Source organism: Bradyrhizobium elkanii WSM2783 (assembly GCF_000472865.1).
Taxonomy (GTDB): Bacteria; Pseudomonadota; Alphaproteobacteria; order Rhizobiales; family Xanthobacteraceae; genus Bradyrhizobium; species Bradyrhizobium elkanii_A.
This window is the reverse complement of record NZ_AXAP01000188.1, coordinates 1-4461: the sequence shown is the minus strand read 5'-3', so window position 1 is coordinate 4461 and position 4461 is coordinate 1. Positions and strand designations below refer to the sequence as shown.

At 63.9% G+C, this 4461-nt stretch carries 3 protein-coding genes and 1 pseudogene; 1 reads left to right on the top strand and 3 read right to left on the bottom strand.

Features of this window, described 5'->3' with window-relative positions; genetic code table 11:
* Positions 1-371: 371 nt before the first annotated feature.
* The gene (locus tag YY7_RS0149560; protein ID WP_028169391.1) at positions 372-2096 is read right to left on the bottom strand and encodes a SulP family inorganic anion transporter; all 1725 of its coding nucleotides are present in this window, start codon (positions 2094-2096) and stop codon (positions 372-374) included.
* A gap of 93 nt (positions 2097-2189) precedes the next feature.
* Positions 2190-2789, bottom strand: coding sequence for a TetR/AcrR family transcriptional regulator (locus YY7_RS0149555; RefSeq protein WP_028169390.1), 600 nt, complete (start codon positions 2787-2789; stop codon positions 2190-2192).
* 102 nt (positions 2790-2891) lie between these two features.
* Here YY7_RS0149555 and YY7_RS0149550 point away from each other — a divergent pair, with 102 nt between their 5' ends.
* The gene (locus YY7_RS0149550; RefSeq protein ID WP_028169389.1) at positions 2892-4139 is read left to right on the top strand and encodes an efflux RND transporter periplasmic adaptor subunit; all 1248 of its coding nucleotides are present in this window, start codon (positions 2892-2894) and stop codon (positions 4137-4139) included.
* Between the two features lie 76 nt (positions 4140-4215).
* On the opposite strand, the pseudogene YY7_RS62500 reads toward YY7_RS0149550, so the two are convergent.
* Positions 4216-4461, bottom strand: a pseudogene (locus tag YY7_RS62500) (IS4 family transposase); the annotation flags it as partial.

Genomic DNA, 4461 nt, shown 5'->3' with positions numbered 1-4461 from the left:
GTGGTTGCGCATCAAGCACAAGGTCAGGCGATGCAAGGGCGGGACCTATCCACTCTCGCACCTTTACGGGCACTTTGGGCTCGTACGTCTAACCGCGCTTGGCCGCGACCGGCCGTGGGCGAAGGCGTGAGGTCTTGTCCGAGAGCCGGATGCGGGAGATCTGCCTGTCCGGTTCGACGAGCGGGATGTGGAAACGGAGTCACGGCTACACCACTAAGGCACCGCCAGACGAAAGGGGCGGCAACAGATATGTGTAGCCTAAAGCCACCGCGCCACATCTCGACTCCACCATGAGCGGTAATGCTCCGACTGATCATAAGATTTCCGCTTGGCCGAACGAAGCTGACGTGTACGCCTATGAGTACACAACCCTAGCGGCCGTCTTGGTCCTCCCAATCCTCCCATTCAACATCATTGTTGATCTCCAGATAGGTGGAAACGGCGGCGCCGACGGTCGGGAAGAAGCTGTCCTCACCAAGCTGCGCCAGTAATCCGAATTTCTTCAGCTTGTCCTTTACGGGATCCTTGAGTTCGGCAAAGCGAAGCTCGATACCCCGCGCGTGTAGTGTCTCGTCCAACTGGGCAAGTGTATCGCCGGCGGTGACGTCCACGCTGGTGACCGGCTCGGCGGCAACGACCAGCCAGCGCACGGGCGTCGGTGATTTCGCCACGGCGTCCATAATGCGCTCGTTGAAGAATTCGGCGTTGGCGAAGAACAAAGGCGCGTCCCACCGAAACAGCACCAGCCCCGGGACCTGGCGTGCATCCGGATATCTGGTGATGTCGTGATAACCTTTGACGCGGTCGGCGCGGCCCAACACGGCCGAGTGCGGGCGCCACCCGTCCCATAGAAACTCGGCGATGGCGATGGCGATCGCGAGGCCAATTCCCGGAATCACCCCGAGCGCGGCCACACCGACAAAGCAGACGATCGACAGCCAGAACTCCCATTGCTGGATGCGATAGATCCGTTTGAGGTCGGTGACCTCGAACAACCCGATCGCGGCGGCGATGACGACGGCAGCGAGTGCGGCGTTGGGCAAGTGCTGAAGGAGGTTTGGCGCTACCAGCAGCAGAAGGGCGATGGCCAGCGCGCCGACGACACAAGTCAGTTGGGTGCGGGCGCCGGCGGCTTCGGCAACCGGCGTGCGCGAACTGCTGCTGCTGATCGGAAAGCCCTGGAAAAAGCCGGCTGCCAGATTGGCGGCGCCAAGCCCCACCATCTCCTGGTTGGGATCGGCGTGCGTGCCCAATCGTGCCGCAAAGGCGCGCGACAGCACGCTGGTGTCGGCGAACGATATCAGCGCGACGGCAGAGCCGCCGAGCACGACCGGCACTATGTCATTGGTGCCGATCAGGGGAACGGCGAAGCCCGGCAACCCCTGCGGAAGAGGACCCAGAACGGTGACGCCGTAATGCGACCCGAGACCCAGCGCACCGACGATGAGCGTCGCCGCGACCACTGCAATCAGGACACCGGGCAGACGCTTGTTGTTCCGGAGCAGGAGAATAATGATCAAGCTGCCGAGTCCAATCCCGAACGTGATCCAGTTGGTCTTGCCTTCAAGGATCGCATCGCCGATTGCCCACAAGCTCCGTAACGGTCCTTCGCTCTCGATGGAGAAACCGAACAGCTTTGGCAGTTGGCTGACCAACACGGTCAGGGCAATTCCGTTCATGTAACCGTAGCGTATCGGCTTGGAGAGAAGCTCGGTCACAAAACCCAGACGCGCGATGCCTGCCAGAATGCATACCGTCCCGGATACGATCGCCATTGCGCCGGCCAAGGTTGCGGCGCGCAGAGGATCGCCACCCGACAGCGGAACGACGACGCCGAGGATGACGGCTGCGAGAGCCGAGTCCGGTCCCAGCACAAGGATGCGGCTGGGCCCGAACAACGCGTAGACCAGCAGCGGTACGATCGTTGCGTACAGACCGTAGATGCCAGGCAAGCCCGATGCTTTCGCGTAGGCAATCCCAACCGGGACCAGCATGGTCGCCAGCACGAGCCCGGCGAAGACATCGTGGCGGAGCGACGCCGCTTCATATCGACGGATGGCGTCGAGACCCGGCAGCCAGCGGCTCCAATGCTTCATCGCCGGTCACTCCCCAACCCGGTCAGGCTCGCACCATTCTCGGATCAAACCCGGCAGAGCTTCAAGCTGAGCGGACGGAGCGGGGCAGGCGACTTACGAATTACTCTGCTCCTCGAACGCCTTCACCGATACCGCGGCGACCTGCCGCAGTGCCTCGCGGTCGGCGCCCGACGAGGCCATCACGCCCATGCCGGCGATGACTGCGGAGAGATAGCGCGCGAGCGCGGCGGGGTCAGCGGTTTCCTTCAGGTCGCCCTCGGCCTTCGCCCTGACGAAGCGCTCGCGGAGCTGGTTTTCGGTCTGCGCCCGATGGGCGGCGAGTTCGAATGGAACGTTTGCCGAGCCGGTGCCGCAGGCAAGACCGCCCTGGACCAGCAGGCAGCCGGGTGGGTTGGCCGGGTCGGTCTGGGTATCGGCGGTGCCGATCAGCATGCGCTCGGCCACCCCGCGGGCGGTCGGCGCGCTCACGATTTCTTCCATCCAGCAGGCGCGTTTGGCGCTATAACGATCGAGCGCAGCCTTCAACAGGCCCTCTTTGCTGCCGAAGGCCGCGTACAGGCTCGGCGGATTTATGCCCATGACTTCAGTGAGTTGCGCGATCGTCGCGCCCTCATAGCCGTGCCGCCAGAACACTTCCATCGCCTGGTCCAGCGCCGCGTCGGCGTCGAACGCCCGGGGCCTGCCCATCGCCATTGCGTGCTCCCTGAAAATTTCTTAACATGCGCTACATAAGTATCTTGCGGACCGGCGTCCAGATCCACATTTGTAGCGCTCACTACATTATGGAGCGCGCGAATGCCCCCCGCCCGTATTACCCCCCGTTCTGGCCGATTCCGACGCATCGTTGGCGGTATTGTGATCGTTGGCGCCGTCGTGGCGGCTGGATCGGTCCTTTCCGGCCGCTATTTTTATGCCGCGCAGGCGACCAGTGCAGCCGCCGCACCGGAGCAGGCCGTCGCCGTGACGGTCGCGGCCATCGAGCCCCGACAGGCCAATCTGTGGGACGATTTCTCCGGCCGCCTCGAGGCCATCGACCGTGTCGAGGTCCGGCCGCGTGTCGCCGGAGCGATCCTTTCGACCAACTTCACCGAGGGCTCGCTGGTGAAGGCCGGTGACGTCCTGTTCAAGATCGATCCCGCGCCTTACGCCGCGGAGGTCGACAAGGCCAAGGCGCAGCTCGAGGCCGCCAAAGCGCGCGTGGTGTTCACGACCAGCGAACTCGAGCGCGGCGCGCAGCTCGTCGGCAACGCGGTCGTGACGCGGCGCGACTATGACCAGCGCGACAATGCCAATCGCGAAGCGATTGCCAACGTCAAGGCCGCCGAGGCGACGCTGCAAACCGCTAAGCTCAATCTCGACTATACCGAGGTGCGCGCGCCCGTGGACGGTCGCGTCGGTAAGTTCGAGGTCACCGTCGGCAATCTCGTCGCCGCCGGTACCGCGTCGCCGGTGTTGACCTCGCTGGTCTCGGTCAATCCGATCTATGCCAGCTTCGACGCCGATGAAGAAGTGGTGCTGCGCGCGCTGAACTCGATCGCAGATGCCTCCGGCACGCGCGGCAATCTCGACCGGATCCCGGTGGAGATGACGACGTCCGGCGGCACCACCGCCAAGGGGCATATCCAGCTCATCGACAACCAGGTCAACGGCCAGAGCGGCACCATCCGCGTGCGGGCGGTGTTCCGCAATGAAGACGGCCGCCTGATCCCGGGTCAGTTCGCCCGCGTGCGCATGGGCCAGCCGCAGAAGCAGACGCTTGTGCTGGTTGATGAGCGCGCGATCGGCACCGACCAGGACAAGAAATTCGTGATGGTGGTCGGCGAGGATAGCCGCGCAGTCTACCGTCCGGTCGCGCTCGGCGGCACCGTCGACGGCCTGCGTATCGTCACCTCGGGCCTGAAGCCCGGCGACCGCATCGTCGTCAATGGCCTGCAGCGCGTGCGCCCCGGCGCTCTCCTGAAATTGGAGATCGCCGAAATGGGCGCGCGGGGCACCCAGCAGGCCGCTGCCGATAGCAACAATCAGCATCTGGCGCAGCAGTGATGCGTGGTGACTTGGCGCTTGATCGATCCGCCGGACTCCACCTCGCCCCGCTCGCGGCAGGGCTGTCCGGGGAAAATCAGCCATAGCAAAATGCCAATTGGTTCGGGGAAGTTCGCGATTTGGGCTTACTGGGATTGATAGGTGGCGGCTCGTTGATCGCGGCCAGGGATCGACGGGTGAACAGAAACTGGCGGATCAGTTCGGCCAGCCTGAGAGGGAGCATCTTGACGCAGTTGGCGCGCGCGGCGATGCGCAACAACAGGTAGGCAATCATCGCAGCGAGCACCTGCAGGCGGATAGCATTGTCGTTGGTGCCGAGGAA

Bases quoted from the DNA above. Each gene is read 5' to 3' on its own strand.
- YY7_RS0149555 (WP_028169390.1), bottom strand. From the start codon at position 2,789: ATGGCGATGGGCAGGCCCCGGGCGTTCGACGCCGACGCGGCGCTGGAC.
- YY7_RS0149550 (WP_028169389.1), top strand. From the start codon at position 2,892: ATGCCCCCCGCCCGTATTACCCCCCGTTCTGGCCGATTCCGACGCATC.
- YY7_RS0149560 (WP_028169391.1), bottom strand. From the start codon at position 2,096: ATGAAGCATTGGAGCCGCTGGCTGCCGGGTCTCGACGCCATCCGTCGA.